Raw genomic sequence first — 26,256 nt, 5'->3', positions numbered from 1 at the left:
GGGGGTACCCAGTGTAAGGTAAACTTATTTCTAAATTAAACTTGCTCCATGGACAACATAAAAGACGCAAACACACAGGTTTTCTCCGTGCAACTTCCGCGTTCTTTATGTCCTCCGTGGTTCAATATTCAGGTTTTTGTGCGCTTTACAGCGACTGTAAAAACTTCAGCAAATGGTCTCTGTCGGCACTGGATAATTTCAACACGGCCTGTTTGGCATTTTCGGCTTCTCCACCATGCCAAAGCACCGCTTCCATCAAATTGCGCGCACGGCCATCGTGCAGATAATTGCTGTGCTCATTCACTGCAGGCACCAGCCCCAGCCCCCAGAGCGGCGGGGTTTTCCACTGCTGGCCATTGGCTTTGCCGTCAGGGCGGCCATCGGCTAAGCCAGTGCCCATGTCATGCAAAAGCAAGTCTGTATAGGGCCAGATTTTCTGTGCAGATAAGACGGGCACAGGTTTAAAGTTGCCTGTGGTATAGCTGGGCGTATGGCAGCTTACGCAGTTGCTTTCTTTAAAGATTTGCTTGCCGCGCAGCACATCCGGGTTTTGCGGATCACGGCGCGAGGGCACGGCTAAAGTGCGGCTGTATAAAATTACTTTATCCAGCGTTTTTTCACTGATTTCAGGGTTGCCCCCATTGGGTGCACGCAGGCAGTCTTTTTGGGCTGGCATGCATTCTTCCTTAGGAAAATGCCTGGAAGTAATGCCAATATCACCATTAAAAGCGCCTGCAGACTGGTGTGCCACGGTGGCGACATTGGCTTTCCAGCCAAAGCGGCCCAGCATGGTTTTATTGGCGTAAACATCATGCACATAATTGGGCTGGCCCTTAATGCCCAAGCCTTCTGCTTTTTGCTTTGCCGCATTAGCCAGAATATCTTTTTCGCTGATGGCTTCAAGTAAGCCAAGGCCGATCATTTGCGGGGCTACGCGGGGCGAGATCATCAGCTTAGGGTGGGTTTTGCCATAGGCCAGATCTGTCAGCGTGTAAGTGGGGGCCCGCAGGCTGTATTTTTCGCCGTCAGCAAATTGCCCGGCGATTTCACGGTAAGTGATTTGAACTTTTCCCTCAGGCTTTACGCCATCCACCGCATCATTATTAAACTGGCCGCCATAGCGCGGATCGGGCTTATTGCCGGGGACAGACAGGCGCAGCAGCAGTGAGAGCGGCTGCTCATCCTGTACGCCATTACTGAAGCTGGGCGGCGAGCCACGGCCATCTTCGGTATGACAGGCGCCACAGGAGCGGGCGACAAAGTGCGGGCCGAGGCCATCTCTGGCCGTGGTGGACGATGGGGATGCCACCCAAGGTTTTTTAAAGAATGAATTGCCTATGGCAAAGTCTGTTTTTTGCTGCTCGCTCAGCGCCTCTGCATCCAGCGAAAAAGCATTGCGTCCATGGTCTTCGCTGGTTGCATTCTCACCGCCCGGGCGGTCTTCGCCTGCTTCAAACAGGGCAAGGGGAGCTGTGCCATAAGCAATGGCGGCCGTTGCAAACAGCGTGCTGCAAAAAGCAGCAAGGCGAATGGGGGTGGTCTTGAAAATCATAGTCGGCTCATGAATGGCAAAGGCCCTGCCACGAGTGATCGTTGGCAGGGCTGAATTAGAGGATCTGTTTGCGCATCTGTTCATGCAAAACCGAAATCACACAACACGGCGTTTCACGGATAAAAACCCTGTACTGATGTTTTTCTCCGTGTTCACCTTCATTTTGTGGTTTAAGGTTTAGGTTTTTGCAAGGGACTTTCTGCGAGGTACTTGCTTAAGGCTGCTTGGTCGTTAAGCGTTTAATTCCCAGTGTTTCAGCTGCAGCCACCAGATCTTTACCCTGTTTTTTAAGCGCATCAATCACGGCTTGCACGCGTTTACGGCCTGGCGCATCTTTTTTGCCGATGATTTCCTGATCAAATGGAGCCTGAATTTCATTGGCGAGTTTTAAGCTTTGTGCAATATCTGCACTCACCAGATCGGCAACAGCAGGGTTCTTTTGTGCGACCAGTGCTTTCAGGCTGGCTCCTTCCAGAGTTTTACCCTCTTTTGTGGTGTAGCGGCCTTCCCACACATTTTGCATGCCGATGACATCGCCCACAACGTCACGGTGGGTGTTGTCAGAGAAGCAGGAGTGCTCGTCTTCCTGGTTTTGGGTATCCATTGCCACTTCCATGCGCTGGCCAGCCAGCTCGCCACGGGTGAGCACGCCAAGGCCAGTGAGGGCTTTTTTCAGGCTTTCTTTATCACCGGCTACAAACTTGCTGCGGTAGTTTTGCTCCGCAGGGGCCCATTGCTTGGCCACGTTTTCCAGGTCTTCGATCATTAAGCTGGTAACTACTTTCATGTACTGACGGCGGCGGTCTGCATTGGGGGCTTTACCGTCAACAAAGTCAGTAAACTGACGGTCACCTGGGCCTTTGGCATTAAAATCCTGGCCCCAGAGTAAAAACTCAATCGCGTGCCAGCCGGTGGATACGTTTTCTTCGCCGCCTTTTTCATTCAGAGATTTCAGCTTTTCTTTGGTGATGGCCACTTTAGGATTGTTGATAATCCCTGCTTTGGCTTTGCCTTTCACATAATCAATATAGCTTTCATCGATTGGCCAGGCATTGATCCGCGCTTCCGGGCCCTGGGCATCATCAATCGGGCCGGAATAAAAGCGGTAGGCTTCGGTTGGCAAATAGAATTCACGGGCGGCCAGCCAGGCTTTGCGTGCGGCAGCAAGGCTTTCTTCACTTGGTGCGGCTAAAAAGGCGTCAATTACAGTTTGCATTTCACGGGCTGCAGCAATGCTATCGCTGTAACTGGCATAAACCACGCTTGAATAGTGTTCGAGTACGGCACTGCTTGTAATGTCTGCGGCCTGGGAGGTAACAGGCATTGCAAAAAGGCCCGCAGCAATGACGCCGCAAAGAATCTGATTCAATCGTTTCATTTAATAAGCTCAGGCAGATGGCATAAAAATTGAATGATAATGATTCTTATGATGTATGCAATACATTATTAAAAATATATTGTGAATGATCACTTACAATAAGCGTTTTCAGGGGATAAAAATCATGGCAATAGGCTTATTCGATGGCATCAGGCCCGAAGTAAAAGCGGGTGCTTGGGTGCATGATTCGGCGCAAGTAATTGGCGATGTGGTGCTGGGTGAAAACGCTTCGGTATGGCCGGGCGCGGTGATTAGGGGCGATGTAAATGCGATCCGCATCGGCAAAGACAGCAATGTGCAGGATTGTGCCGTTTTGCATGTTACCCATAAACGCGCCGATGATCCGGAAGGCGCGCCATTGGTGATTGGCGATCGGGTGACGATTGGTCATGGGGTGATGCTGCATGGCTGCACGATTGGCAATGAATGCCTGATTGGTATGGGCACCATTGTGCTGGACAGGGTGGTGATTGAAGACAGAGTAATGATTGGAGCCGGATCACTGGTGCCGCCTAATCGTGTTTTAGAATCGGGCTGGTTATATATGGGCCGCCCGGCAGAGAAAAAACGCTTGTTAAATGATGCAGAGCTGGCCAATTTTAATTATTCAGCCGCGCATTATGTGCGCCTGATGGCAAAGTATCGTGATGCAGCGTAATTATTGAAGTGGCCGGGTGAGGATACGTCACCCGGTGTAAATGAGCACAGCCGAAATGCATTACAGAAGTGCTGTGTTGTTGGGCCATTTCACCTCAGTACCCGGCTGCTGATAAAACTGCATGCGCTTTTTGAGCTGAAAGAGTGAAAAGCAACCAGTTTTTAAAGACAGAATCAAATGGCTAAATAACGCGCTGGCTTTATAATCGAGGCTTGTTCTCTGACAGGTTTTAGTAATGTCCCAGCATGTGATTGCCCCGCCCGCGCAAGGCACCAGCCCAAAGGCCTGGTATCAGGGCCTGAGCGCCAGCCCCAGTTTTATACCAGACCCGGCTCAGGCTGAAGCCATTGAGCGGCTGGATGCGCTTTACCATCAGCTATTACTTTTCAAAACCAAGCGCAGCCGCTTGTTTGGTAAATCATTGCTGCCGCAGCCTGATTTACCACGTGGCCTGTATTTCTGGGGTGGAGTGGGGCGGGGCAAAAGCTTTTTGATGGATGCGTTTTATGCGGCTCTGCCTTATAAGCGTAAGAAAAGGCTGCATTTTCATCAGTTTATGCAAGAAGTTCATCATGAATTGCGTCAGCTAAAAAGCGAAACAGATCCGCTTGCGGCGGTGGCCAGTAAGATTGCCAAATCGGTGCGTGTGCTGTGTTTTGATGAATTTCATGTTTCTGATATTGCTGACGCCATGATTCTGGGCCGCCTGATGGAGCATTTATTTAAGCGCGGCGTGGTGCTGGTGACCACCTCTAATTACCCGCCTGATGGCCTGTATCCGCATGGCCTGCAGCGTAATAATTTTTTGCCAACGATTGCCTTACTCAACAGCACGCTGGATGTGTTTAATCTGGATGGCGGTCATGACTACCGTATGCGTACGCTCACCCAAGCCAGAACCTATCTCACGCCCAATACGGCAGAAAGCAGCGCAGAGCTGGATGCCTTGTTTTCGGCGATGGCCACTAGCAAAGACGGGGCCCCTCAGCTAAAAATTGAAGGCCGTACCATTAAAGCTAAGCGAGTAGCGGCAGGCGTGGTGTGGTTTGATTTTTTTGCAATTTGTGGCGATACCCGCGGGCAGGCCGATTACTTGCAAATAGCGCATACCTATCACACCGTGATTGTGTCTGATATTCCTAAACTGGCCAGTAATCAGGCATCCGAAGCGCGGCGCTTCACCTGGCTGGTGGATGTGTTTTACGACCACCGCGTGAAGCTGATTATCTCAGCGGAAGTGCCTGCAGATGATCTTTACCAGGATGGCGTGCAGGCCAGTGAATTTTTCCGCACGGCCAGCCGTTTGACTGAAATGCAGGCTGAGGAATATCTGGCCCTGCCGCATCAGTCGATTGCGGCGCAGCTGACGGGGATTAGTGAGACTTAGGGGGTAAGTCGTTTTTCTTCGCTCCGCTTTTGCCGTAAAGGGGCATTGCCACTAAGCAAAAAACAAAAAGGCCTTTTTAGTGCCTTCGGCACATGGTTTTTGGGGCGGTAGCCACCGCGGGGGCCTTCCTTTCTTGAACGGCCAAGAAACGAAGCCAAAGAAGGCCGCCCCGACCAGCACGAAGGCCCCTCACTGCGGACAATCGAGGCGGCTGCTGCGGGACTCACTCGCTTCGCTCGCTCAAACATCCTCGCCGAAACCCCGCCCCGCTTGTTCCTCGCTTCGGCGTGCTTCAAGGGGACCCTAAAGCCCCGTGCAAAGAGCGCGTTTATCCCATTCACCGCTGTTTGCTAATAACAAACCTTGATTTCAGTTGTTAACTGTTAATACAGACATAATTTTAAAAAACTGGGTTATGCCACCTTCGTTATCCAATGCCCCTACTCAAACGCTCCCAAACGTTTTTGCTCCTGCACCGAGAAGTACTGATCACGCAGTTTTTGGATGGCGGTGTTTTGATCAGCCAGAGGCAGGGTGCTGAGGGCGTTATTTCTGGCGGCCAGGTAAGTTTCTATTTTGCTTTGCCACTGGCTTTCTTCCTTGTCTAAAGCGGCAAGGCGGTTTGCGGCATCCTCCCCTAGGCTTTGGCTGCGTATTTGATGCAGTTGTCCGGCGCTGGCACCTGCTTGCCTGGCCGTGTCAATGCGTGCGGCCAGCGTGAGGTGCTGCACCAGTTCTGCCCTTGCTTGCTGCGCGGCCGGGCTGAGTTGGGCGTCGAGTGCTGCAAGTTTTTGTGCTCTTTGCGCTGTGCTTAGCCGTGTATTCTGGCTGATGGCTAAGCGCTCCAGCAGCAGATTATCCTGCTGATCGTCTTCACCAAATAAGGCTGCGATTTCCTGGCGGCTAAAAAAGCGGCTGCGCGTGTCTTGGATGGCGGTAAGACGCAAACGAATGGTGTCTAAGGCTTGCCCGTCCAGCGCAGGGTTTTTAGCCAGCTCGGCTAAGGCCCGCTTAAATTGCAGATATTGCGCCAGAATCCGCCGTGCTTCTTTGGCGGCTCCGGGATTTAACTCATGGTCTAAATCCCGGCTGATCTGGGCCATGATGTCGGCCAGCGGGCGCTCTCCTGTGGCGGACAGATAATAATCAAAGCGCATTAACAGCGCCTGATTCAGCTGCAAATCACCCTTGCCCTGCGCGATTTCTCCATCGGCCGCGGTGCCGGATAAAGAAGGCGCAAAGGCAATCGATGGCTTTGCTGGTGGCAGCGCGGTGAGGCTGGCCGGGGCGGGTTTGAGTGACCAGGCCGCAGCCGCCACCAGAATAACGGTGGCGGCCATGCCTGCAAAGAGCCAGCGCAGCATCAGAGGCCTGCGTTTTTCAGGCGGTTGGCGTGCTGGCGGAAGACGCTGACCGGGTTGGTTTCAAACAGGCTGACGATGCCCACAAATTGATTTACTTCATCCAGGTGATTCATCTGGTAATCATCTCGCAGCACCTGGCCCAAATGGCTGGAGCAGGATGAAACCAGCCCGTCATTTTTTTCTTTAAAAGCCAGTGAAGTCAACCCCATGGCGGCATCGCTGACATCAACAATATTTGTGACCGGGCTGGCACCGCTCCAGGAGTAATAGCGCACGCCATTCACCTGATAAGCACCTTCATTACAAGCCCCTTGCGGCAGGCCTTCGGGGAATTTTGCGTTGAATTTTGCGGAGCCCTGGGTAGTCAGTGCATCAAGCGCTGCATTGGCATTTTGGGGGAGGGAGCCATCTTTTGAGGCCAGACCGATGAGTTTGGCCAGGCCTTCGGCAATTAATATAGCTACCGATTCGCTGACCGTACCGGGTGCTGCGGTTTTTCTGACGACATCCGCCACTTTAGAGCCCTTGTTTACCCCTGCAATATTGGTAACTGATGCCACTAGATCAGGTCTTACCGAAGCCACATAACGTGTGGTTGGCCCGCCGTGGCTGTGGCCAATCAGGTTTACTTTACTGGCTCCTGTGATGGCTAAAATTTGCTTCACCTGTGCTAAAAGCTGCTCACCGCGTAATTCGCTGGAGTTCGTTGCTGAAACTTGCGCTACATATACTTTGGCGCCATCAGCTTGTAAGGCTTGCGGCACTTTATAAAAATAATCGACCCCCAGCAGCTGATCAAAACCAAATAAACCATGGACTAAAACGATGGGATAGCGTGTTTCGGTGTAGCCCGTTGCAAGGGCTGGCATAGCAAGAGAGAACATCAGCGCGAAGCATTTCAGCACAAATTTCATTCTAAAATCCTCATGATATGGAGCGTACCGGGGCGCCGGAGCGGCGCGTTTAAAACAGAGTTAAACGTGTGTTTTATCTGCTTGCTTACGTCATAGAATATTTTTTAAATTAATCCCATTTAAAACAGCAATTATTTTGTAATGAAAAACTGACAGGGTGCTGGCAATTGATTTTCAGATTTTCGTCGCCATCTTTGAGGCAGAGGTCAGCGATCTCTCTCTTTTCCTTCCTTAACAAGCAGGTTGCTATGCGCGCTGTCATTCAAGAAAATCAAACTTTATTGCTGGGGGACGCGGCATTGCCAAAAGCTGCAGCCGGGCAATTGCTCATTCGTGTACACGCCGCCGGGATTAATCGCGCCGATTTAGCCCAAGCTGCAGGCCGCTATCCGCCACCATCTGGCGATTCAAATATTCTGGGGCTGGAAGTGGCCGGTGTAGTAGAGGCGCTGGGCGAGGGCGTAGCCGGTTTTGCCGTGGGCGATGAGGTTTTGGGTTTGGTGGGCGGTGGTGCCTATGCAGAGCTTTGCCTGCTGGAATCCGCGCTGGCGATCAAAAAGCCAGCAAATTTGTCATTTACTGATGCCGCCAGCCTGCCAGAAGTGTGGATGACGGCATGGTTTAATCTGGTCGAAATCGGCAAGCTGGCAGCAGGCCAGCGGGTGTTGATCCATGCCGGGGCAAGCGGCGTGGGCGCGGCCAGCATTCAGCTGGCCAAATATCTGGGCGCGTGGGTAGCCACTACCGCAGGCGGGGCAAAGAAAACGGAATTTTGCCGCCAGCTGGGGGCAGATTTGGTGGTGGATTATAAGCAGCAAGATTTTGCCGCCTTGATCAAAGAAGCGGGCGGTGTGGATTTGATTCTGGATGGGGTAGGCGGGGATTACCTTGCAAAAAATCAGGCCTGCCTGAATACCGACGGGCAAATTGTATTGATTGGCTTATTAAGGGGCATCAGCACAGAAATTAATCTGGGCCAGCTTTTAATGAAACGCCAGCGCCTCACCGGATCAACGCTCAGAGCCCAGCCATTAAATGTAAAAGCAAGACTAGCCGCAGCACTCAGAGATAAAATTGCACCCGCTATTGCAGCCGGGCAATTAAAAGTAACGGTTGATCGTGTTTTTAATTGGCAGGAAGCGGCGATAGCCCATCAATATATTGCAGATAATCAAAATATTGGCAAAGTGCTGCTGCAGGTTATTTAAAACCGTAGCCGTGGCTTTAGCCGCGACTGTTACAGGCGGCGCTTTCGCGGCTAAAGCCACCACAGCTAAAACACTTATTTAGCTGTTTTTTCCATATAGAGTTAAATTTAATCAGGGCCTGGCATGCTTTTCATCGCCTGATCAGGATGGCACCAGCCGGGCAGCAGGCAAATAGCCGCCAGCCAGCGTTGAATATTGGGATAATCAGTTACGGCTATGCCTGTCTGATCCAGCCAGAATAAATAAGCCGAGCAGCTGATATCTGCAATACTTGGCCCTGATTTCAAAAGAAATTCCCGCGCCGCCAGTTTTTCATTCAGCGTATTTAAATCAGCTAATAGGCGCTGCTGCAAATAGCGCATCACTTCCGGCGGCTGGGGCTGCCAATGCAGGGCAAAGCGGTAATTGGGCAGGCTAAAGCCAATCCGGTTGGCCTCCCATGACAGCCATTCCAGCGCAGCTTGCCATTCTTCCCCGCCTGTGAATTGCCTGCTTCTTTGTGCCAGATAAATAAGAATGGCATTCGATTGGCAAAACACCTGCCCCTGATCAAGCAGTACGGGCACTTCGCCAAAAGGGCTGATGGCTAAAAATGCGGTGGGCTTATTGCTTAAATCAACCCATTGGTAATCATGGGCCGTGTTGGTTAAAAGAAGAAATGATCTGATTTTGTAAGAATGGCCGGAATCGGTGCTGCCAAAGAGTTGCATATAGATCTTCTGCTTAAATTTGCGATGAAAAAGTCAGTGTTTCCTGGCTGGCAGGCTCTTGTGTTTATCTTCTCATCATCATCTCAAAAAACTGCCATTCTGAACGTGTGTCTGTACGGGGAAATGTTTCGGTGTAATTGATTGTGATAGCATAAAAAATCTTAAATGGATAATGAATAAATATTGAATGCTAAATATTCTTTTAGTTTGTCATTTAAATGGCTGAAGATATTGTAAGTAAATCGTTTGATTGATTTTTTTTAAGAGCAAGCTATTGATTTTAATGTAAATATTTTTTTAGAGAATAAGTGCGGCCTGGGGTTTGTGTGTCAGGGGAATTCTTGCTTAGAGAGTGCGTTCTGCTAGGGTTAATTGCTAATTACTATTGATGGAATCTTAACCATACATCAATAAACAGCAGCGCTGAAGTATCAGTCCACTTTCTTTAAAAGGAATTGCAATGAGCAAGCTTGCCATACTAATCGCCACGACCTTTGCAAGTATTGGCGTATCTGCCCAGGAAGGGGCCAGCCTTGATATTGGCAGTACAGAAATGCTGATTAATCATTTTATTGCACAGAATATTAATCCTCAGTCTGTATTGAGCCGATCATTGGGCGGGGTTAATTTAGGCACTAATGTCAGCGACTACTTTTATAAAAATGGTTTGATTTCGGTAACGGGTACGGCGATTGATTCTAAAAATTCTGTGTTTGTATTAAAGGGCAGCAAGCAAAAATTATATGGCTATTTGGTTTTACACGATAGTAAAAAAGCATTTGAATATACCACCAACAGCAAGGGCATTGTATCTGTAACAGAAGTGCCTCTTAGCAAAATATATCCTGATCTGGATGAGCGTTTTCCTATGCAAACCCAAGCGTTTGCCAATCTTACTGTGGCTCATCCTCAATATAGCACTATGGCTCTGCGCCAGGCCCCGCATATCGGCCCATATCAGAATGAAGATGTTACTAAATTAGAAAGTAAACCGGGCAGCTCCTATGTGTTTTATTTAAATACAGCCTCTGTGATGAATGGATCAACACCCTTAAATGGCGTAACGAAAGAACAAATGTATCGCACATGGCAATCGGTTGCTGATCAGTATTCAATGCTCAATATGAATATCACCACTAATCTGGCTGTTTATAACGCGGCCAAGGCCAGTAATGTGCTTCGTACCGGGGTGATTAATTATGTCAATCAGGATGGCAGATCTAATGCACCGGTCCATTCATTTGGCACGACGGCTGCGGGTACTTTATATCGTAATCCTTCGGCGGGTTTTGATTATGGCTATGGTATCGGGATGACGGCAGCGCATGAAATAGGGCATCAGATGGGTATGCAGCATGACCATGGTGGTAAAGGCGGTGAATATTTTGAAGGAATTGCAGCATTTCAGTGGGGGCCGATTATGGGCAATTACTGGATGGGGGGCAGCTGGGCTAATCAATTATTTACCTGGAGCAAGGGCGAATATAACACTGCAACTAATTTTGAAGATGATTTAAATATTATGAATTCTGGCGAATCAGTACCCTATGCCACAGATGATAATCCAAGTGGCAAGCCTTTATTGCTGGAGGCAAATGGGGATATTAATCCACAGCGCAATTTTGGCCAGATTGAGCGAAATACAGACAGCGATAGTTTTATGTTTAGTTTGAGTTCGGCGGGTACTTTGAACGCAAGAATTGATCCGATTGAATATTTGCGGATGCTTGATGTTGAGGCGCTGGTTTATGACAGCGGCGATAAAGTGGTGGCCAGGAGTAATTTAGCGGTAAATCGCTCGGCTGAATTTAATAATCTGATTTTAGCTGCGGGCAATTATCGCCTGGTGATTAAAGGCGGTGCCGAGGGTACGCCACAAAATGGTTTTTCGAACTATTCGTCCCTGGGCTATTACGCCATCAAAGGCTCTTTGCTGGGTAAGGTGGCTGATACGGATCCTGTATTAAGTAGTGGCGTGCCGCTGACGGGGCAGACAGGAGCAACGGGCGGCTGGAAGCATTATGTAATCGATGTGCCGACAGGTATGGCTAAGCTGCAGTTCAGTATTGCCGGGGGCAATGGCGATGCAGATCTTTATGCCCAGCTGGGCGCTCGCGCTACGGCGACGAGCTACCTTTGTAAATCGGATGGCAGCACCAGCAATGAAACATGCAGCCTTAATCAGCCCGCTGCCGGTAAATATTACTTAAGCATCTACGGCTACGCCGCGTATTCGGCTTTAAGCGTGAGTGCCAGTTTTAGTAAGTAATTTATGTAGTGGAAGCCTGAACCCTGATCCACGGAGCTTGCAGAGAACGTGGAGTTTTACGGATAAAAGAGGAGGTTGAAACGACAACCACCGCCCGGGTTGTGCAAAAATCCCCTTGGCTGATAAGTATCAGCATCAGTTTGATGTTTCTCTCCTTTAAAAAAGGGGGGCAAGTACATCAAATTGATGCTGCTGAGAATTTTTATCAGGCTTTGATCATAGTAACTTACTTGCAGGCGGGGTTTCAGAGACACTTAGCGAAAGTGATCTATGGCTTTGGTATGATGAGTGATTTGGTTTAAAGAGAACTCAAATGTTTTCCTGGCGCTGGTTTTTTGTTGTGGTACTTGTATTGGGGGCTTGGTATCAATGCCAGCATCGAGCGCAGAAGCCGGTTCATCAGGCCAATGGCGTTTTGGTGCAGGGTGACCCTGTGCAAAGCATGCTTGATCGTGGTGAGGTATGGCAGAAAGATGATTACACCATCAGAGCCCTGGCGGATTTTGATATTGAAGCCCGTGTATTGTCTAAAGAAACGTACTCCAGTGGGCGCGAAGCTGATTTGTCCCCGGTCGATCTGGCTTTAGGCTGGGGGCCAATGTCCGATTCTGAAGTCTTGTCTGAATTAAGTATTTCGCAGAGCAATCGTTTTTATTTTTATCGTTGGGAAAACCAGCCGCCACGCCCGCCAGAGGAGATCGCCCGTCACAGCGCTAATATGCATATGATCCCGGCGGATGCTCAGATCGAGAAAACATTGAAAGCGGTCAGGCCAGGTCAAATCATTCGTTTACACGGCAAGCTTGTTGAAGTGAGTGCGCCCGATGGCTGGCGCTGGCAGTCTTCGCTGACGCGTGATGATACTGGCGCGGGTGCTTGTGAGTTGTTTCGGGTGGAAAGCGCTGAAATTAGCTGAAGCCGATCCAGTCTTGCTTGTTTTTTAAATGTAAGTTCAGCGTTACTTTTAAAACTAGCGATCAAATCTTGTGGTGATACAATCAAAGCCATGAAAAAAGTGTGGCTTTTCTTTTTGTTGCTGTCCTTCCTGGCCTTGAATACAGCCATGGCGGGTTGGCTTGCGCCTCCGCCCGGCAAGGCTTGCCACATGATGCAAATGCCATCCGCTGAAAAATGCCAGATGGATCAGTCTTTGTTAATGGGCGATTGCCTGCAATCTTGCATGAGCCATTACACGGGTTTACCCGTCGCTTTTAGTTTTGCTCCTCCAATCCTATTGCCGCCGGTATTCAATGCCGTGGCGGAGCTGCACCTGCCAGATCCTCTGCTTAAATCCCCCGATAAGCCGCCCAAATCAGCCTGATCGCTGATTAAGCCTCAATTTATTGAATAACCTGCCATTGCAGGCCGCTTGCGGCTGGCTGGCTTATGGGAAATCCGTCATGAAAAAATTATTATCTATCCTTGCATTAACTTTATTGGCGCAGCCTGCGCTGGCCGCCATTAACGCCACTTTGTATAAAAGCCCGGCTTGCGGCTGCTGCGAAGAATATGTGAAGTATCTGGAAAAAAACGGTTTTAAAGTCAAAGCCATTAACAGCAACGATATGCCGGCGATTAAAGCGCAGTATGGCTCGTCCAGTCTGGCAAGCTGCCACACCACCCGTATAGGCAATTACACAGCAGAGGGCCATGTGCCGGTGGCGGCGATTCAAAAATTGCTGCGTGAAAAGCCCGCCATTGTGGGGATTAGCGCGCCGGGTATGCCGCAAAACGCACCTGGCATGGGGCCGGAAATTAAAGGCACTTTAAAGATTTATCAGCTGGGCGATGCTGCCGTGCCTAAGCTATTTTCTGTTGAATAAGGGCTAAGCATCATGAATCGCAGACACTTCTTACATGCAGCATTAGGCTCGGCGGGCCTGGCTTTGGCTTCAAATCCGCTTTGGGCGGCGATAAATCATGGCGGGCACGCCGGACACGCCTCTGGCTCGCCAGCCATGCCGCTTAAAATGGCGCCAGAAAATATCAGCTTATTGCCAGTCAATGCCCTGCCAGCCGGTCAGCCGCACGCTATTTTGTTCCGCCTGCCTAATCTCAGCTCTAAACCTGCCGTGGTTGCGGCCACCATTACCGCCGAGCCCTATGAGGCAGAGCTGATCCCTGGCAAAAAAACTGTGGTCTGGGCGTATAACCGCAGTATTCCCGGCCCGCTGATTGAGGCTTTTGAAGGCGACACGGTAGAAATTCGCTTTGTAAACAAGCTGACGCAGGCTTCAACTGTGCACTGGCACGGCATGCCCGTGCCCGCCGATCAGGATGGCAATCCGCAGGATGCTGTACCAGCGGGGGGTGAGCGGCTTTATCGCTTTACCCTGCCTGTCGGTTCGGCAGGCACTTACTGGTATCACCCGCATCCGCATGGCGATACATCCGAGCAGGTGTATCGCGGCTTAGCGGGCCTCTTTATTGTACGGGCTAAAAACGATGTGCTGGCACATCTGCCTGAACAGCATCTGGTGATTTCTGATTTGCGCCTCGCAAGTGATGCCAGTATTCCGGACAACAATATGAACGACTGGATGAATGGCCGCGAAGGGCAGTTTGCCTTGGTAAACGGCCAGCGTGAGCCTGTGATTACAGTGGGTGAAGCGCAGCGCTGGCGCATCTGGAACGCTTGCAGCGCCCGTTATTTACGGCTGGCTATTCTTGGCAGAAAAATCATCCTGGCAGGCAGCGACGGTGGTCTTTTAGAGCGGGCGCAAGAAGTGAGCGAGCTGCTGCTTGCGCCCGGCGAGCGGGCTGAATGGATAGTGGCAGGGCCAGCGGGTGCCGTCAGCCTGATGGCGCTGGCTTACGACAGAAGCAAAATGGGCAAGGTAGCGCCTGAGCAAGATATCAGGCTGGCCAGCATTCAATTTAGCCAGGATAGCGCAGCCAAACTGCCAGAGCGCTTACGCACCCTGCCGCCCAGGATCAAGCCCGTGGCAAAAAAACGTGTAGTGTTTAGCGAGATCATGAGTATGGAAGGTGGCCAGCACAGCATGCAATTCTTAGTGAATGGCAAAAGCTACGATATGCAGCGGGTGGATTTGACCAGCCGCCTTGGCGATACCGAGCTATGGGAGATTGTGAATGATTCACATATGGATCATCCTTTCCATATTCATGGCACGCAGTTTGAGGTGTTGGATACCACGCTCAAAGGTAAAACCACGCCTGCGCCGTGGCGGGCACAAAAAGACACCTTTAATCTGAAGCCCTATCAAAGCGCCCGTATTTTAATCACCCAAAAACACCTGGGCCTGCGTATGTACCACTGCCATATTCTGGAGCATGAAGGGCAGGGCATGATGGGGCAGGTGTTGGTGAAGTAAGGCCTGTCTATCTTAAATGCTGATGAGTAAGGGTAAAACCGGCGGGATCATATTGAGAAATACGCGGGTTTTACCCTTCTTTGGGCACGGGAAAATTTAGTGGCTATTTCTTTGCGGGCAGCTCTGCGAGTAAGAAATCCAGCAGGCTGGACAGCTTTGGCCTTGGCCGGGTATCGGGCAGATAAATCAGGTGCACAGGTTTAGCGACCGGCAGGTGCTCTTGTAAGAGAGGAATCAGCCGCCCCGCCGCAATATCCTCAGCCAGCAGCGCCTGGGGCTGCAAAATAATTCCAGCACCATTTAATGCTGCCTGCCTTAAGGCCTGACTGTCATTGCTGGCAAAGCGGCTTTTAATGGGCCAGATCTGATCATCCTGCAAAACCAGACTGGGCCACTCATTGCCCCAAACCAGATGCGTTAAGCCGTGGTGCCGGGATAAATCTGCCGGGCTGAGTGGTGTGCCGTATTGCTGCAGATACTGTGGTGAAGCGCAAAGCTGTAACTGATACTGGCCAATAGGTTTGGCTACAAAATGGGCCTCGCCTAAATCCCCTGTACGGATCGCCAGATCAAAGCCGTCTTCAATTAAATCCACCCGGCTATTGCTTAAAATCAGCTCCAGACGGACTTTCGGATATTGGGCCAGATAGCGGGCAATAAGCGGGGCAATCAGCATAGAGCCAAGGTTGATCGGGGCGCTGACCCGCAGCAGCCCTCTGGGCTGCAACTGCAGGCTTTCCACCGAGCTTTCTGCCCAGCGCACCTGCTCCAGTACTTTTTTACAATTTTCAAAATAACTGGCTCCGGCGCGGCTCACACTTTGCCTGCGTGTGGTGCGCTCAATCAGGCGGGTGTTAAGCAGGCTTTCTAACTGCTGAATATGCTTGCCCACCATCACTGCCGAAATACCCAGCTCATTAGCGGCGGCACTCAGGCTGCCCTGTTCCACCACGGCAACAAACACCTGCATAGCACGAAATTTATCCATGATTACTAACTAATAGTATGCAATGAATAAATTATAGCGGGGTTTATTGAATAATCGATTTACATAACAATGGATTTGTTTTGAATCAGTGCTGTTCTGAATCAGGAGAAAACCATGCAATTAGGCTGCGCCACCCGCCCGCTGCAGTTTCTGGAGTTTAGCCATGCTTGTGCGGTGATTGCCGGGGCTGGGTTTAGTGATGTGGCGCTGTTTTACAGCCACAGCCAGGCCGGGCCATGTATCCCGGTTACAGCGGCGAGCACGCCACGGCAAATTGCAGCGCTTAAGCAGGCTTGCGCGGCGGCGGGGTTGCAGCCTTCTTTGCTGCTGGCCGGGGTTGATTTGGCCGAAAAAGGGCTGGCTGCGGCCATTGGTGATTACGCGCGATTAATTGAGCACGCCAGGCAATTAGGCTGCAGCACGCTGCTGGATCTGGGCTGCGGGCAGGTGGATTTGCTGGCCGATTATCTGGCATTGATGCAGGCGATTGAGCCTGTTGCAAGCGAAGCCAGAATCACGATCACGATCAAACCGCATGGCGGCATAACGGCGAGTGCGTTGGATTTACTCGCTTTAAAGCAAAGGCTGGCATCGGATGTATTCAGGCTGAGCTTTGATCCGGGCAATTTACTTTATTACAGCCGGGGTGAAATCAAAGCAGAGGCGCATTTGGAGGCGCTGGCCCCGCATTGTGCCCACTTTATTGTGAAAGACTTCGTGCCTGGCCCATCCGGCCCAAGTGTGGAGATAAATCCCGGTGATGGCTGGGTCGATTTTGCTGGCTTGCTGCACGGCCTGCAGCAGCATGACTTTCGCGGGCCAATGTATCTGGAATGTGTTGCTGGAAAAACCTTGGCCGATATTGAGCGCCATATTCAACAAAGCCGGCTGCGGATGCATACCTGGCTTCAACAGGGAGTAAACAATGAGTATTAAAGCACTGATTGAACAACGCATATCCTGCAATTACTTTGATGCCAGCTTTAGCCTCAGCGATCAGCAAATCGCTGAATTAGTCAGCCTGGCCACGCGGGCACCCAGTGCATATAACGGCCAGAACTGGCGGTTTATTGCGGTGCGCACTCCTGAAGCCAGGCAGGCTATGGTACAGATTGCCTGTGGCCAGCAAAAAGTGGCCGATGCGGCCGTGTGTTTTGTGGTGTGCGGGCGGTTGGATTTGCATTCTCAGCTGGCCCAGACCCTGGCCCCCAGCTGCGCTGCTGGGATTTTAACGCCGGATTTGCTGCAAACCATGGTGCATTACGCAACAGAGGCTTATCAGGATCAGCCCGGTTTGCAGCGGGACGAAGCGATACGCTCTGCATCTTTGGCGGGTATGACGCTGATGCTGGCAGCCCAGGGTATGCGATGATTGGTTTTGATGCAGCAGAGCTGACACGGCATTTTGGCCTTGGTGCTGCAGATATCCCCGTGATGCTGATTGCCGTGGGAAAAGCGGCCGGGCCAAACTGGCCGCAAAAACCCAGAAAGCCCCTGGCCGGGGTTTTAGAGTTTGTCTGAACATTAAAACTGCCGGCGGGCCAGCTTGCTCAGCCCGCGCGGGTACGGGGTTGGGCAGACGCTGCGCGATTGCTGCGTTTATCTTTTATTGCAATGGCAAGCGCCAGCACTATCAGCAGGGAGGCAAGGGTGAATGTGATTTTCAAGCCTTGAGCCACTGCTTCAGTAGTGGCGGTGTTCAGGGCGTTAGTACCTGCTGCCAGGGCAAACACCGCGCCCATCAGGGATGCGCCGGTGATCAGGCCGAGGTTACGGCTCAGATTTAGCAGGCCGGAAATCATGCCGCGCTGATCACTGGCAATCTTATCCATGACCGCAGTGTTGTTTGCTGTTTGGAACAAGGCATAGCAGCTGGTGATGATGACCATGGGGGCGATATAACCCGCCAAGCCAACCGAAACGGGCAGCAGGGTTAGCAAGAAAGTGCCGCTTACCATACCAGATAGCCCGATCAGGGTAGAGGCTTGTGCGCCCAGATAATCGGTGATTTTGCCAGCAGGCATACCCGTCAGAGCAGCGGCGACAGGGCCAACAGAGAGCACCAGCCCGATATGCGCCGCGCTTAGCCCGAATGCGCGGGACAGATAAAATGGCCCGACCACCAGTGTGGCCATGATTACGCTGGCAACCAGCGCGCTCATGGCAAGCCCTGCTGCGGTGTTATGTAATAAATCTAAGCGGATCAAAGGAGATACAGCACTCTTTTCGACAAGTACAAACAGGCCGATTCCGCAAGCCGCAGCCAATAATAAGACCACATTCAGCAACCCCCAATGGCCTCGCCCTATTGTCATAGCCAGCGCATAAGCCGCAAGCGTGAAGGCCAGCGAGAGCGTGCCAAGGTGATCGAAACGAGGGCGCTGCGCAGCAGGCCGGTCAAGTGGCAAATAGCGCTGCGCCAGTACAAAAACCAAAATGCCAAGCGGAATATTTATTAAGAAAATAGCCTGCCAGCCCGGCCCCGCAATCAACACCCCGCCCAGCGATGGCCCCAGCGCAGTGCCCACGGCCGACATACTGCCAAGCAGCCCCATGGCGCTGCCGGTTTTTTCTTTTGGAATCACCTCACCCACAAAAGCCATGGCTAAGCTCATCATCATGGCCGCCCCCAGACCCTGAAGTGCGCGGGCGGCAATCAGCCAATAGAGCGTGGGTGCGATGGCGCACAGGATGGAGGCCAGCGTAAACAGCAAAATCCCCGCCAGTAGCAGCCGTCTGCGCCCAGTCAGGTCGCCCAGCCTGCCCACGCTGACAATCAAAGTGGCCATCGCCAGTAAGTAAGCGATCACCACCCATTGCACCTGCTGAAAAGTCGCGTTAAACGCCTGCGCCAAAGCAGGCAAGCCTACATTGGCGATGCTGGTGCCCAGCGATGACAGCAAAATAGCCAGCGACAGGCTGGCGAGTATCCGGCGCGCTGAGGCTGTGCGCTGTGGTGTGGATAGGCCTGGTTTCAAAATAAGCTCCATAGTGAGTGCTAAAAAGACAGGGCAATTTATATATCGCAGGGTGGCTCAGGCCGCGCTGTAACTTTATTCAGGATGAGCTCGTATCGGACGTAACCCTCACTGGCGCTGATAAAAAGAGGGCGACAATGAACCAACCCTCTTTAATGCATGCCTAGCCTAAGTCACCCTGTGGGCATAAGGATCTTCACAAGTTGATATGCGCGTTCCCCCTTTTACAAGGGGGGAGGTGTGGCACGGAATGATGGCAAGAAGTTGTGTCGATACTTATGGCTAGCAAGATAGCCCCTTGCGTGTCATGGCGGAAGACGCGTGGTATACACTTTATTCATGCGTTTAACGCCATGGCAAACTAGGCTAATATCCAGTAATGACGACACCAGACTTCAATCTGCTTATCACCCTTAATGCCGTGCTGGCCGAGGGCAGTGTTGCGAAAGCTGCCAAAAGACTGGGGCTTAGCCCATCGGCGATGAGCCGCGCTTTGGCGCGTTTGCGGGGAACGATGGGCGACCCGCTGCTGGTCAGAGCCGGGCGCGGCCTAGTGCCTACGCCGCGCGCACTTGAGCTGCGGGAGCAAGTCAGCCAGCTCGTTCACGATACAGAAGCTGTGCTTCGCCCTGCCGGACAACTCGATCTTAAGCAGCTGGCCAGAACATTCACCCTGAGAAGCAGCGACGGCTTTGTAGAGAACTTCGGCCCTGCGCTGATCGCCCGCATCAGCGCAGAAGCACCTGGCGTGCGGCTGCGCTTTGTGCAAAAGCTGAATAAAGACAGCACTTCGCTAAGGGATGGCCTGGTTGATTTAGAAACCGGCGTGATCAGCGAAACCACCGGCCCCGAGGTGCGCACCCGGGCCTTATTCAGGGATCACTTTATCGGCGTGGTGCGGATGGGGCATGCGCTTAGCCAGCAGGAAATCACCCCCGGGCGATTTGCCGCCAGCCCACATGTGCTGGTTTCAAGGCGCGGGCTGGACAGGGGGCTGATCGACGAAGCCTTACAGCCACTGGGCCTCACGCGGACAATCACCACCATCGTCAGCGATTTTTCTGCCGCGCTGGCACTCGCCAGATCCACAGATCTGATCGCCACCGTGCCAGAACGCCACACCCAAGCGTTGAGCGCCGGAATGCACCGCTTCCCCCTGCCTTTCCCCGCCCCGGAAATCACCATCTCTATGCTATGGCACCCCCGAATGGAAGCCGACCTCGCACATCGCTGGCTGCGGGGCGTGGTTTTTGAGGTTTGTGGGCGTTAGGACTATGGGAGCGGGCGATGGCCAAATGAGCGAGTCATCGTGGCTTGTTTCTTGATCTAAAACTATATGAAATTAAGCTGGATGTTGCAGTGCCCTAATACGCGCTGCGTACGATGTTTGCAATGCTCAGCGAGCGCACATTCTTGTATGTGGAATTCAGTAAAGCGGGCATCTTTTGGAGTCTTGAACATACATGCCCGCAAAATAAACTTATTGTTGGCATAATGGATAGTGGCAATACAAAAAAGCAAAAAGAAAGAATATAGTTTTATTTTGTTAAGTTGTGGAAATAAATTTCTTTGTTTGTTCTAAACTTACAGCCATTAAGAGCTTGCAAGAGCTGTGTTTTTGAAAATTAAAATGCGAAAGATGAAAAGTCTTTTTATATAAATATTGTCTAATTTTTTTATTAATATGCCAATTTCTATTTTGTTCCCCTTTGTATATTTAATGGTAGGATTCATTCTTGGGCGGTTTTCATTTGACGTAAAAGACCGCGCATCTGCATTTCTTACAAAGGCAATAATTCCTTTCGTCATTGTTTTTAATATTGCCACATATCAGTCTGGTGTTTTTATTATCATGGCTGGCATTGTTATCATCATGCTGATGATGCTGGTGATGATCCGAATTGTTAATAAAGACCCGGTTAAAAATTTATGTTTCTGCTACTTAAATATTGGCTGGCTTGGCCTGCCGATTGCAAGCTCATTTTTTGGCGGCGGGGCAGCGATGATCGTTATTGCTGCATATATAGGCAGCTCTTTATTTGGGAATTCAGTGGGTTTAGGGTTGATGGCCCAAGGGGAAAATATGCGAGCTAGAATAATTAAAATTTTCAAAGCTCCTCCCGTTTTGGCTTTAGTTATTGGGCTGGCTCTGTCTCCATTGAGTATTCAAATTATGCATTATGGTAAGCCAAGCTATGAAGTAATTAAATTTATAATGAGTTTTTTAGGTATGGTTATATTGGGTGTATGGCTGGCTGAAACATCATTTGAAAAAGCAGACTTCAAAAATTCATTATTACATTTTTTTGCCAGATCTTCTTTGTTTTTTATTTTAATAAATTTATTTATACAAATATGTACATATTACGAAGTAAAATTAGTTGAAGAAAATATTCTTACTTTATATTTGATTTGTCTTCTCCCTCCTGCCGCCAATATTATTGTCCTTGAAACACATTATATGAAGAGCGGGAGATCAGCAAGCATGATTGCATGGGGAACTTGTATTAGCATTGTAGCTATTGCTATTTACCTTGTTTTGATTATGACTTTTAAGGTTAACCCTGCTCATGGTTTGTTTTATTTGGTTTAGGCTACGGTAGTTTTTAGACTATTAACTGCAGGGTAATTTATACTGAATGGTTTGGTTGTTTTTTATGGGTATAAAATATTAAATAAATTGTGTATATCAAAACTCCCACTTGCACACCTGGGGAAAACCAGCTGGCAAGGGGAGCTTATTGCATATTTTTTTAGTTTACCAATTTAATTATATTAAAAATTCTTCAGTATTTTTCAATTATCTGCTTCAGAACATCTTCCTGATAAGGGTGTACTTCGCTGGCGTCTTCCATATCGGAAAGTAATTGAGGATTGTTGAATTTTCTGCGTGCTTCTTCGTAATAGGGAATTTGCACGCGGCGGTACAGGTCGACAAATTCATCGAAATCGAGCACATGGCAGTAATTGCGGTACTGGCCGCGTGCTTTGATTTTGCCAAGGCTGATAAATGAGAGCAGATAGGTGCTGCCTTTGGTGCCAAGGAAATCATTCAGGGGCACAGATGAGGGATAGGAGGGCGGCTCGCAGACAAATTTATGGATGATTTTGAAATCAAAGTCACGCTGATTGCTATCGTGCTGCCAAATTACATAGCCTTCGTCAGGGGATGTAATTGTTTTGTCGCAGCAATCGCAAATCCATTCTTGCAGTGGTTTTAGCATCGCCATCTCCTGAGCATATTTTTATTTACTTTAGCTCGTTTCATTGGAAAGGCCAGTGCTCTGCCTCCGTTTGGCGGCTCAAAAAGGCATAAAAACAGCCCCTGTGTAAGCACAGGGGCTGTTTTTTTGTTGCGGTTTGCTTACTGATTTAGTGCTTCATTCACTAAATCACTTAATTGCTGATAGCCAAAACTGAGCAGCGGTTTGCCATTTACAAAATAGCTTGGTGTTTTATTGACGCCCAGCGCCTGTGCGTCGGCCTTTTCTTGCTGGATCAGCATTTGAATGCTGTCTGATTGCATATCAGCTTGTAATTGCGCCATATCCAGCCCCAGCGGGGCGAGCAGCGGTAGCACTAGGCTGGCATTGGCCTGGTGGTTTTGGGTCCATTTATCTTGCGCAGCAAGCACAATTTCTAGTGCGGGCCAGTATTTTCCTTGCTTGCGTGCGGCTTCTAATACGGCAATGACCTGGTCTGCGCCCTGATGCAATGGGGCGTAACGCATCACGAGGCGAATTTGCTCCGGGTTTTTGGCCATCAGCTCTTTTACAAAAGGGTAAAACGCTGCACACGCTTCGCAAGCGGGATCAATAAATTCAACAATCGTCACCTTTGCATTTTGCGCGCCAATGATGGGCGAATGCATGCGCATTAAGGCTTCCTGATTGACCTGGATATTGGCTTGAGCGGCAGATTGCTGATTGTTTTTAAAGGCCAGCGTTCCGACAATAAACAGCACGAATAAAATCAGTGCTGCGATGATAAAAATGATTTTTTGCTTCATTTCTTACCCTGAATCAATGTAGCGAATAAAGAAATGCTGATCAGCGCAAAGGCGCAGACCGACATGAGTGGAATAGTCAGAAAACCCAGCCATTTGGCTTCGATTTCAGAGCACGATGAGCCTTGGGCGCAGGGGCTGGCGGCGGGCGAAATCAGGCCCATTTGTAAAAACCAGTGGAAAACTGCAAATCCAAGACCGGTCAGCGCCAAAGGCAGGGCATAGCGGGCGACTTTAGTATCGAGAGGAAACAGCGCCAGCGGCAGGAAGATGGCTAGTGGAAACATAAAAATCCGCTGATACCAGCACAGGGTGCAGGGTGGAAGCCCCATCACTTCGCCAAAAAATAAAGCACCGAGTGTGCCGCTGGCGGCAATCAGCCAGGCAATAAAAATAAGCATCCAGCTGGCCGGATCGCTGGCAGGGGCGGAGCTTGGGGGGTAATCAGGCAAAATATTCCTCTTGCGTGCAGCGTTTGGAAAAAGAAAATAGACCAGAATCGCGGCTCAGGGTTCAAGACTATTTAGTGGTAGAAGTTGCACCTGTGCTTGCGGGCCGGTGGCTTTGCAATGTGCTGATTTTATTTAAGGCGGATGCTTTTATTCATTTGCAGGCAGGGAGAATTCTTTAGTGAGGGTTAATCCATGTAATTACAAAGCACTGACTCATCAGTACAATCCTTGGCATCTGCCGCCTGAAAAGATATTGCTATGACTTGGCTTGATCACTATTTAAAACGCCTTTCGCTGACAAGCTGGCCAACGCCTGATCAGGCAGGGCTGGCTTTTTTGCACCGGCGGCATGTTGAATCAATTGCTTTTGGTAATGTTGATCTCTTACTGGGCACCCCCCCTAAGCTGAATCATGATGCATTAGTTGAAAAATTATTAATTCAAGGCCGCCCCGGATATTGCTACGAAATTAATACGCTGTTTGCATCATTATTAAATCACCTTGGTTTGAAAACCACATTGCATATGGCGCGGGTATTACTGAATAAAGAGCGGGTGCATGAGCGGCCCAGATCGCACTTAGTTTTGACTGCAGAGCCAGATGGGCAAAGGTGGTTATTAGACGCGGGCTTTGGCGGAGGTGGGATTTGCGAGCCTGTACCATTGCAAGCAGGCACTGTGTTTGATCAGGACATTGATCAATATCGCTTATTGCCTGAGCAAACGCCTGCAGGCTGGTATTTGCAGCGTGAAATAAAAGGCGAGTGGAATAATTTATATTGGTTTGATTTAGCCATTGCTTATCCGCCGGATTGCCATGTTGGTAATCATTTTGCTGCAACTGCAAATGAATCCATTTTTTTGCATGATCTGATGGTTACACGTATCGACGGTATGCAACGCCTGGTGTTGCATAACCGGCAATTGAGTGTCCGCAGCAAAATGGATAGCAGCGTTAAAATAATTCAGACCTCTGATGAGTTGCAAAACATTCTTGATCATTATTTCGGCTTTAGTGTGCAGCCTGATCAGGCTGGGTTGCTTTTTCAAAATGGTTTTGAGCAGGAGTTACCGCCTGCGCAGAAATGACTGAGCTGAAACAATCAGCGTTTTTCTCAATCACCAGCAGGAGGTCTTATGGCAATGTATTGCTTATCTATTCACCATCCCAGTGGCTACAATCCATCTGTTTCAGAAGACCCGGCCATGGGCCTTGCCATCGACGCGCTGAATGATGAAATGGTGGCCGCGGGTGTCAGGGTTTTTGTTGGTGGTTTGCATCCGGCAGAGCACGCAAAATCAATCAGGATGCAGGCTAATGGCCAGCTGCAGGTCAGCGAAGGGCCATACCTGAATACCACAGAACATGTTGGCGGCTTTTGGGTGTTGCAAGTGGCAAATCTTGAAGAAGCTATGGCCTGGGGCCGCAAAGCCGCAGTAGCCTGCCGGGCACCAGTAGAAGTTCGTCAGTTTCATTGATTATTTAAACCAGCTAGCGCTGGCCCCCTCTTTGTAAAAGGAGGGAGCTGCAAACTGATGCTAAGACTTATACATTCGGGTCTATTATTCCTGGCTTTCTGCAATACTCGGTCCTTATTCCGCCTGTTGTTATCCTGTGGGCATTTACTGCGGAGAATCTATGTCTGCCCGTCCAATGCAAAAATATGCCGGCAGTTGCCACTGTGGTGCTGTTCGCTTTGAGATTGAAACCGATTTCCCCGAGCTGACCATGTGCGATTGCTCAATCTGCCGCAAGAAAAACGCGCTGATGGTAAAAGTGCATGAAAGCCAGTTCCGGCTGATTGCCGGGGAAGAGGCGCTGACTGAATACCAATTTCACACCAAAACTGCGCGCCATTTCTTTTGCAAGGTCTGCGGCATCTACCCCTTTCACCGCAAACGCGTCACCCCGGACAACTTTGGCATCAATGTCCATTGCCTTGAAGGCTTTGATCCAGCCGGGGTGCCGGTGCGGCAGGCGGTTGGGGCGGCGATGACGTAAGGCAGGAGTAACGCAAAAGCTAAGCGTTGCAGTGATTGATAACGGCAGGGGCACCGGCGATTCAGGCCGGGTAATGCGGGCGGTAATCCAGTTTGTGCTGCGTTGCTGGCAATATCATTAATCTTGTGAATCGCCCTGACAAAAAAGCCCACTAAAGTGGGCTTTGATATCTATATATGGCTTAGTCCTTAAGAACCAAACCAAATCACGCCTGGATAATTGGGATTAACGCCAACATTTCCAGTAAAGCCTTTAGATCTTAAGTAGTCAATAACCTGCTCAGTGGTTGCGGGTTTTGATACTGTGACTTCATATTCAGCTGACGAGCTTTCTATTGCGGCATCACTCATAAAAATCTCCTTGTCATGTCCTACTCGTAAGGCTTTTCGGCTACGCCCCGTTTTTTAAAGTGGTATCTGGACTCCACTCATTCATCAATGCCCGATGATTACTAAAGCATAGCAGCATTTAAGTTTGTTCTGACCCCCGCTTAGTTATAGCTTAACTGGCTTGTATTTTTTGAACGTAACACCTCAGCATCCAGCCGCTGTAAATTCTGTTTATTGGCGGTAGAAATAAATTGTGCGATGGGTTCGTAGTGTTCAACTGTATCGAAGGTTTGAAGCCAATGTACCTGGGTGCCGCCCTCAACAGGGCTGAGTTCAATCGTTAAAATGAAGTGATGGCCAGACAAGTGCTCTATCTCGACCAGCCCGTCCGGTACGATACGGGTGAAGCGGCTTTCGTTTGGGTAATCCTCACCCTGTGGGCCATGCATGGTGAGCAGCCAGCTGCCGCCAGGCTGGAAATCAAACTGGTGAATTGTATTACTAAAGCCTTCCGGCCCCCACCAAAGGGCAAGCCGGGCAGGATCGTTTATCGCAGCAAAGACCTGAGCCGGGGTTGCCGCTATACATATACTTTGTGAATCTGAGCGCATATTGATTACGTGCATAGTGCCACTCCCTGGCTGACAGCAAATTGAACAGGTGTTTTATGCCTGGCAGTTTAGCTCAGCATAAGATGATAAACATGGCAATGGGGCAGGAGTACAC

The 26,256-nt window shown here is 50.1% G+C and carries 28 protein-coding genes; 16 read left to right on the top strand and 12 right to left on the bottom strand.

From position 1 onward, the window contains the following. Window positions 1–145 precede the first annotated feature (145 nt). Together HA050_RS10300 and HA050_RS10295 are read right to left on the bottom strand one after the other, a co-directional pair. Window positions 146–1,552, bottom strand: a complete 1,407-nt coding sequence (locus HA050_RS10300; protein ID WP_166825434.1) for a di-heme oxidoreductase family protein — start codon at window positions 1,550–1,552, stop codon at window positions 146–148. Window positions 1,553–1,766: 214 nt separating this feature from the next. Then, window positions 1,767–2,930 (bottom strand): imelysin family protein, encoded by a 1,164-nt coding sequence (locus HA050_RS10295; RefSeq protein WP_166825431.1) that lies wholly within the window; start codon window positions 2,928–2,930, stop codon window positions 1,767–1,769. Window positions 2,931–3,054: 124 nt separating this feature from the next. On the opposite strand from HA050_RS10295, the gene HA050_RS10290 reads away from it, so the two are divergent. Both HA050_RS10290 and zapE read left to right on the top strand, forming a co-directional pair. Then, window positions 3,055–3,588, top strand: coding sequence for a gamma carbonic anhydrase family protein (locus HA050_RS10290; protein ID WP_166825428.1), 534 nt, complete (start codon window positions 3,055–3,057; stop codon window positions 3,586–3,588). A gap of 235 nt (window positions 3,589–3,823) precedes the next feature. Further along, window positions 3,824–4,975: a cell division protein ZapE gene (zapE, locus tag HA050_RS10285; RefSeq protein WP_166825425.1), complete on the top strand. Its 1,152-nt coding sequence runs from the start codon at window positions 3,824–3,826 to the stop codon at window positions 4,973–4,975. A gap of 440 nt (window positions 4,976–5,415) precedes the next feature. Here zapE and HA050_RS10280 read toward each other — a convergent pair whose 3' ends face one another. Both HA050_RS10280 and HA050_RS10275 read right to left on the bottom strand, forming a co-directional pair. Continuing rightward, window positions 5,416–6,339 carry a lipase secretion chaperone gene (locus HA050_RS10280; RefSeq protein ID WP_166825422.1) on the bottom strand — a complete coding sequence of 308 codons (924 nt, stop codon included), beginning with the start codon at window positions 6,337–6,339 and terminating at the stop codon, window positions 5,416–5,418. Next, window positions 6,339–7,253, bottom strand: a complete 915-nt coding sequence (locus tag HA050_RS10275) for an esterase/lipase family protein (protein ID WP_166825419.1) — start codon at window positions 7,251–7,253, stop codon at window positions 6,339–6,341. The genes HA050_RS10280 and HA050_RS10275 overlap by 1 nt, the downstream gene beginning before the upstream one ends. Before the next feature lie 248 nt (window positions 7,254–7,501). On the opposite strand from HA050_RS10275, the gene HA050_RS10270 reads away from it, so the two are divergent. Next, on the top strand, window positions 7,502–8,461 hold the full coding sequence (locus HA050_RS10270) for an NAD(P)H-quinone oxidoreductase (RefSeq protein WP_166825416.1): 960 nt from the start codon (window positions 7,502–7,504) through the stop codon (window positions 8,459–8,461). A gap of 107 nt (window positions 8,462–8,568) precedes the next feature. Here the strand turns inward: HA050_RS10270 and HA050_RS10265 are convergent, their stop codons facing one another. After that, complete coding sequence (locus tag HA050_RS10265) at window positions 8,569–9,171, bottom strand: glutathione S-transferase family protein (protein WP_166825413.1); 603 nt, start codon at window positions 9,169–9,171, stop codon at window positions 8,569–8,571. Window positions 9,172–9,631: 460 nt separating this feature from the next. Between HA050_RS10265 and HA050_RS10260 the strand changes: the two genes are divergently transcribed. From HA050_RS10260 to HA050_RS10240, 5 genes are all read left to right on the top strand, one after another. Next, entirely contained in the window at window positions 9,632–11,440 is a 1,809-nt protein-coding gene (locus HA050_RS10260) for a pre-peptidase C-terminal domain-containing protein (RefSeq protein WP_166825410.1), read from the top strand. Window positions 11,441–11,753: 313 nt separating this feature from the next. Continuing rightward, window positions 11,754–12,356 (top strand): hypothetical protein, encoded by a 603-nt coding sequence (locus tag HA050_RS10255; protein WP_166825407.1) that lies wholly within the window; start codon window positions 11,754–11,756, stop codon window positions 12,354–12,356. A gap of 189 nt (window positions 12,357–12,545) precedes the next feature. Next, window positions 12,546–12,761: a hypothetical protein gene (locus HA050_RS10250; RefSeq protein WP_166825404.1), complete on the top strand. Its 216-nt coding sequence runs from the start codon at window positions 12,546–12,548 to the stop codon at window positions 12,759–12,761. Between the two features lie 79 nt (window positions 12,762–12,840). Beyond that, window positions 12,841–13,263: a DUF411 domain-containing protein gene (locus HA050_RS10245; RefSeq protein WP_166825402.1), complete on the top strand. Its 423-nt coding sequence runs from the start codon at window positions 12,841–12,843 to the stop codon at window positions 13,261–13,263. A 12-nt stretch (window positions 13,264–13,275) separates the two neighbouring features. Then, window positions 13,276–14,775 (top strand): multicopper oxidase family protein, encoded by a 1,500-nt coding sequence (locus HA050_RS10240; protein WP_166825399.1) that lies wholly within the window; start codon window positions 13,276–13,278, stop codon window positions 14,773–14,775. 103 nt (window positions 14,776–14,878) lie between these two features. Here the strand turns inward: HA050_RS10240 and HA050_RS10235 are convergent, their stop codons facing one another. Continuing rightward, on the bottom strand, window positions 14,879–15,763 hold the full coding sequence (locus HA050_RS10235) for a LysR family transcriptional regulator (RefSeq protein WP_166825397.1): 885 nt from the start codon (window positions 15,761–15,763) through the stop codon (window positions 14,879–14,881). 114 nt (window positions 15,764–15,877) lie between these two features. Between HA050_RS10235 and HA050_RS10230 the strand changes: the two genes are divergently transcribed. Genes HA050_RS10230 through HA050_RS21950 form a run of 3 tightly spaced genes read left to right on the top strand, consistent with a single transcriptional unit; the run spans window position 15,878 to window position 17,284 of the window. Beyond that, a complete protein-coding gene (locus HA050_RS10230) occupies window positions 15,878–16,699 on the top strand; it encodes a sugar phosphate isomerase/epimerase family protein (RefSeq protein WP_166825394.1) in 822 nt (273 codons plus the stop codon). Beyond that, complete coding sequence (locus HA050_RS10225) at window positions 16,689–17,135, top strand: nitroreductase family protein (protein ID WP_205836391.1); 447 nt, start codon at window positions 16,689–16,691, stop codon at window positions 17,133–17,135. The genes HA050_RS10230 and HA050_RS10225 overlap by 11 nt, the downstream gene beginning before the upstream one ends. Then, window positions 17,132–17,284 (top strand): nitroreductase family protein, encoded by a 153-nt coding sequence (locus HA050_RS21950; protein ID WP_205836390.1) that lies wholly within the window; start codon window positions 17,132–17,134, stop codon window positions 17,282–17,284. Before HA050_RS10225 ends, HA050_RS21950 begins: the two co-directional genes overlap by 4 nt. Before the next feature lie 29 nt (window positions 17,285–17,313). On the opposite strand, the gene HA050_RS10220 is transcribed toward HA050_RS21950, so the two are convergent. Beyond that, window positions 17,314–18,741 carry an MFS transporter gene (locus HA050_RS10220; RefSeq protein WP_240929026.1) on the bottom strand — a complete coding sequence of 476 codons (1,428 nt, stop codon included), beginning with the start codon at window positions 18,739–18,741 and terminating at the stop codon, window positions 17,314–17,316. Between the two features lie 379 nt (window positions 18,742–19,120). Between HA050_RS10220 and HA050_RS10215 the strand changes: the two genes are divergently transcribed. Together HA050_RS10215 and HA050_RS10210 are read left to right on the top strand one after the other, a co-directional pair. Then, window positions 19,121–20,011, top strand: a complete 891-nt coding sequence (locus HA050_RS10215) for a LysR family transcriptional regulator (protein WP_166825390.1) — start codon at window positions 19,121–19,123, stop codon at window positions 20,009–20,011. 450 nt (window positions 20,012–20,461) lie between these two features. Then, entirely contained in the window at window positions 20,462–21,334 is an 873-nt protein-coding gene (locus HA050_RS10210; RefSeq protein WP_240929025.1) for an AEC family transporter, read from the top strand. A 193-nt stretch (window positions 21,335–21,527) separates the two neighbouring features. Here HA050_RS10210 and HA050_RS10205 read toward each other — a convergent pair whose 3' ends face one another. The 3 genes from HA050_RS10205 to HA050_RS10195 all read right to left on the bottom strand — a co-directional run bounded on the left by HA050_RS10205 (window position 21,528) and on the right by HA050_RS10195 (window position 23,199). Continuing rightward, window positions 21,528–21,965 (bottom strand): hypothetical protein, encoded by a 438-nt coding sequence (locus HA050_RS10205; RefSeq protein ID WP_166825387.1) that lies wholly within the window; start codon window positions 21,963–21,965, stop codon window positions 21,528–21,530. Window positions 21,966–22,105: 140 nt separating this feature from the next. After that, window positions 22,106–22,750 carry a DsbA family protein gene (locus tag HA050_RS10200; protein ID WP_166825385.1) on the bottom strand — a complete coding sequence of 215 codons (645 nt, stop codon included), beginning with the start codon at window positions 22,748–22,750 and terminating at the stop codon, window positions 22,106–22,108. Next, entirely contained in the window at window positions 22,747–23,199 is a 453-nt protein-coding gene (locus HA050_RS10195) for a disulfide bond formation protein B (RefSeq protein ID WP_205836388.1), read from the bottom strand. Before HA050_RS10195 ends, HA050_RS10200 begins: the two co-directional genes overlap by 4 nt. A gap of 258 nt (window positions 23,200–23,457) precedes the next feature. On the opposite strand from HA050_RS10195, the gene HA050_RS10190 reads away from it, so the two are divergent. The 3 genes from HA050_RS10190 (at window position 23,458) to HA050_RS10180 (ending at window position 25,201) form a co-directional block, all read left to right on the top strand. Further along, window positions 23,458–24,288, top strand: coding sequence for an arylamine N-acetyltransferase family protein (locus HA050_RS10190; protein WP_166825382.1), 831 nt, complete (start codon window positions 23,458–23,460; stop codon window positions 24,286–24,288). Between the two features lie 48 nt (window positions 24,289–24,336). Then, the gene (locus HA050_RS10185) at window positions 24,337–24,678 is read left to right on the top strand and encodes a YciI family protein (RefSeq protein ID WP_166825380.1); all 342 of its coding nucleotides are present in this window, start codon (window positions 24,337–24,339) and stop codon (window positions 24,676–24,678) included. A gap of 160 nt (window positions 24,679–24,838) precedes the next feature. Continuing rightward, complete coding sequence (locus HA050_RS10180) at window positions 24,839–25,201, top strand: GFA family protein (RefSeq protein WP_205836387.1); 363 nt, start codon at window positions 24,839–24,841, stop codon at window positions 25,199–25,201. 188 nt (window positions 25,202–25,389) lie between these two features. On the opposite strand, the gene HA050_RS10175 is transcribed toward HA050_RS10180, so the two are convergent. Both HA050_RS10175 and HA050_RS10170 read right to left on the bottom strand, forming a co-directional pair. After that, on the bottom strand, window positions 25,390–25,551 hold the full coding sequence (locus tag HA050_RS10175; RefSeq protein WP_166825377.1) for a hypothetical protein: 162 nt from the start codon (window positions 25,549–25,551) through the stop codon (window positions 25,390–25,392). Between the two features lie 140 nt (window positions 25,552–25,691). Next, on the bottom strand, window positions 25,692–26,156 hold the full coding sequence (locus HA050_RS10170; protein ID WP_166825374.1) for an SRPBCC domain-containing protein: 465 nt from the start codon (window positions 26,154–26,156) through the stop codon (window positions 25,692–25,694). Between the last annotated feature and the right edge of the window lie 100 nt (window positions 26,157–26,256).

The organism is Iodobacter violaceini, from assembly GCF_011601265.1.
GTDB classification, from domain to species: Bacteria; Pseudomonadota; Gammaproteobacteria; order Burkholderiales; family Chitinibacteraceae; genus Iodobacter; species Iodobacter violaceini.
This window is presented reverse-complemented; position numbering and strand designations above follow the sequence as displayed.

Excerpts from the sequence above, each read along its gene's own strand:
- HA050_RS10300 (WP_166825434.1), bottom strand. The coding sequence starts at position 1,552 with ATGATTTTCAAGACCACCCCCATTCGCCTTGCTGCTTTTTGCAGCACG.
- HA050_RS10295 (WP_166825431.1), bottom strand. The coding sequence starts at position 2,930 with ATGAAACGATTGAATCAGATTCTTTGCGGCGTCATTGCTGCGGGCCTT.
- HA050_RS10290 (WP_166825428.1), top strand. The coding sequence starts at position 3,055 with ATGGCAATAGGCTTATTCGATGGCATCAGGCCCGAAGTAAAAGCGGGT.
- zapE (WP_166825425.1), top strand. The coding sequence starts at position 3,824 with ATGTCCCAGCATGTGATTGCCCCGCCCGCGCAAGGCACCAGCCCAAAG.
- HA050_RS10280 (WP_166825422.1), bottom strand. The coding sequence starts at position 6,339 with ATGCTGCGCTGGCTCTTTGCAGGCATGGCCGCCACCGTTATTCTGGTG.
- HA050_RS10275 (WP_166825419.1), bottom strand. The coding sequence starts at position 7,253 with ATGAAATTTGTGCTGAAATGCTTCGCGCTGATGTTCTCTCTTGCTATG.
- HA050_RS10270 (WP_166825416.1), top strand. The coding sequence starts at position 7,502 with ATGCGCGCTGTCATTCAAGAAAATCAAACTTTATTGCTGGGGGACGCG.
- HA050_RS10265 (WP_166825413.1), bottom strand. The coding sequence starts at position 9,171 with ATGCAACTCTTTGGCAGCACCGATTCCGGCCATTCTTACAAAATCAGA.
- HA050_RS10260 (WP_166825410.1), top strand. The coding sequence starts at position 9,632 with ATGAGCAAGCTTGCCATACTAATCGCCACGACCTTTGCAAGTATTGGC.
- HA050_RS10255 (WP_166825407.1), top strand. The coding sequence starts at position 11,754 with ATGTTTTCCTGGCGCTGGTTTTTTGTTGTGGTACTTGTATTGGGGGCT.
- HA050_RS10250 (WP_166825404.1), top strand. The coding sequence starts at position 12,546 with ATGATGCAAATGCCATCCGCTGAAAAATGCCAGATGGATCAGTCTTTG.
- HA050_RS10245 (WP_166825402.1), top strand. The coding sequence starts at position 12,841 with ATGAAAAAATTATTATCTATCCTTGCATTAACTTTATTGGCGCAGCCT.
- HA050_RS10240 (WP_166825399.1), top strand. The coding sequence starts at position 13,276 with ATGAATCGCAGACACTTCTTACATGCAGCATTAGGCTCGGCGGGCCTG.
- HA050_RS10235 (WP_166825397.1), bottom strand. The coding sequence starts at position 15,763 with ATGGATAAATTTCGTGCTATGCAGGTGTTTGTTGCCGTGGTGGAACAG.
- HA050_RS10230 (WP_166825394.1), top strand. The coding sequence starts at position 15,878 with ATGCAATTAGGCTGCGCCACCCGCCCGCTGCAGTTTCTGGAGTTTAGC.
- HA050_RS10225 (WP_205836391.1), top strand. The coding sequence starts at position 16,689 with ATGAGTATTAAAGCACTGATTGAACAACGCATATCCTGCAATTACTTT.
- HA050_RS21950 (WP_205836390.1), top strand. The coding sequence starts at position 17,132 with ATGATTGGTTTTGATGCAGCAGAGCTGACACGGCATTTTGGCCTTGGT.
- HA050_RS10215 (WP_166825390.1), top strand. The coding sequence starts at position 19,121 with ATGACGACACCAGACTTCAATCTGCTTATCACCCTTAATGCCGTGCTG.
- HA050_RS10210 (WP_240929025.1), top strand. The coding sequence starts at position 20,462 with ATGGTAGGATTCATTCTTGGGCGGTTTTCATTTGACGTAAAAGACCGC.
- HA050_RS10205 (WP_166825387.1), bottom strand. The coding sequence starts at position 21,965 with ATGCTAAAACCACTGCAAGAATGGATTTGCGATTGCTGCGACAAAACA.
- HA050_RS10200 (WP_166825385.1), bottom strand. The coding sequence starts at position 22,750 with ATGAAGCAAAAAATCATTTTTATCATCGCAGCACTGATTTTATTCGTG.
- HA050_RS10190 (WP_166825382.1), top strand. The coding sequence starts at position 23,458 with ATGACTTGGCTTGATCACTATTTAAAACGCCTTTCGCTGACAAGCTGG.
- HA050_RS10185 (WP_166825380.1), top strand. The coding sequence starts at position 24,337 with ATGGCAATGTATTGCTTATCTATTCACCATCCCAGTGGCTACAATCCA.
- HA050_RS10180 (WP_205836387.1), top strand. The coding sequence starts at position 24,839 with ATGTCTGCCCGTCCAATGCAAAAATATGCCGGCAGTTGCCACTGTGGT.
- HA050_RS10175 (WP_166825377.1), bottom strand. The coding sequence starts at position 25,551 with ATGAGTGATGCCGCAATAGAAAGCTCGTCAGCTGAATATGAAGTCACA.
- HA050_RS10170 (WP_166825374.1), bottom strand. The coding sequence starts at position 26,156 with ATGCACGTAATCAATATGCGCTCAGATTCACAAAGTATATGTATAGCG.